We start from the raw sequence: 1,041 nt of genomic DNA on the forward strand, positions 1-1,041 counted from the left end.
GCCGTGGGGAGGGCGGGTACATGCCCGCCATGGAGATGTAGCCGCCCAGCGGGATCGCCTTGAACCCGTATTCGGTCTCGCCCTTGCGCCGCGACCAGAGAGTCGGCCCGAAGCCGATCATGTACTGGCCGACCCGCACGCCGAACCGCTTGGCGGGGAGCAGGTGCCCGAGCTCGTGCAGCGCGATCGACACGGCAAGGCCCACGACCATGACGAGGATGCCGATGAGGAAGGCGATGGCAGTCACAGGGCAACCGTACCCGCGCTCACCTAGGAGTGGGCCGTGACCTTGCTCCCCGAGCCTGTGCAACCCCCATCCGAAACGACCGCCGGATGAGAGGATGGATGCGCCATGCCGACTGCCGACGCCGCCCCCTCGAATCTCCCGCCCGTCCTCCGACCGGAGCACCCGCCTGTCAGGTCGCTGCAGGACCTCGTGGCGCGCTTCGCCCAGTCCTCGCGCGGCGAGACGTCCGGCGTCGAGCTGAGCGGAATAACCCTCGCCACCGCCGACCTGCGCGCCGGCGAGGCGTTCGTCGCGATCAAGGGCGTCAACCGCCACGGTGCCGAGTTCGCTCCCGCCGCTGCGGCGAAGGGCGCGGTCGCGATCGTGACGGATGCCGAGGGCGCGGCCCTCGCCGAGGGCTCCGGGCTTCCCGTGGTCGTGGTGGAGAACCCGCGGGCCATGCTGGGCGAACTCTCCGCCTGGGTTTACGGCACCGGAGCGGAGGACGACCTCCCGATCCTGTTCGGCACGACCGGCACGAACGGCAAGACGAGCGTGTCGCACCTGCTCGAGGGAATCCTCGGCCAGCTCGGCGTCGTCACCGGCCTCTCCTCGACCGCCGAGCGCCACATCGCCGGCGACGTCATCGTGTCGCGGCTCACCACTCCCGAGGCCTCCGAATTCCACGCGCTCCTCGCCCTCATGCGCGAGCGCGGTGTCGAAGCCGTCGCCGTCGAGGTGAGCGCTCAGGCTCTCAGCCGGCACCGGGTCGACGGCCTCGTCTTCGACGTCGCCGGCTTCACCAACCTCACCCA

At 70.4% G+C, this 1,041-nt stretch carries 2 protein-coding genes; one reads left to right on the forward strand and one right to left on the reverse strand.

Features of this window, described 5'->3' with window-relative positions; genetic code table 11:
- A partial coding sequence (locus AC1DVT_RS20415) for a site-2 protease family protein (protein WP_477391247.1) occupies positions 1–247 on the reverse strand: 247 nt, incomplete at its 3' end.
- Positions 248–352: 105 nt separating this feature from the next.
- On the opposite strand from AC1DVT_RS20415, the gene AC1DVT_RS20420 reads away from it, so the two are divergent.
- The coding region (locus tag AC1DVT_RS20420; RefSeq protein WP_477391249.1) for a Mur ligase family protein at positions 353–1,041 on the forward strand (689 nt) is incomplete at its 3' end.

This window comes from Microbacterium sp. P2_F9, assembly GCF_056403635.1.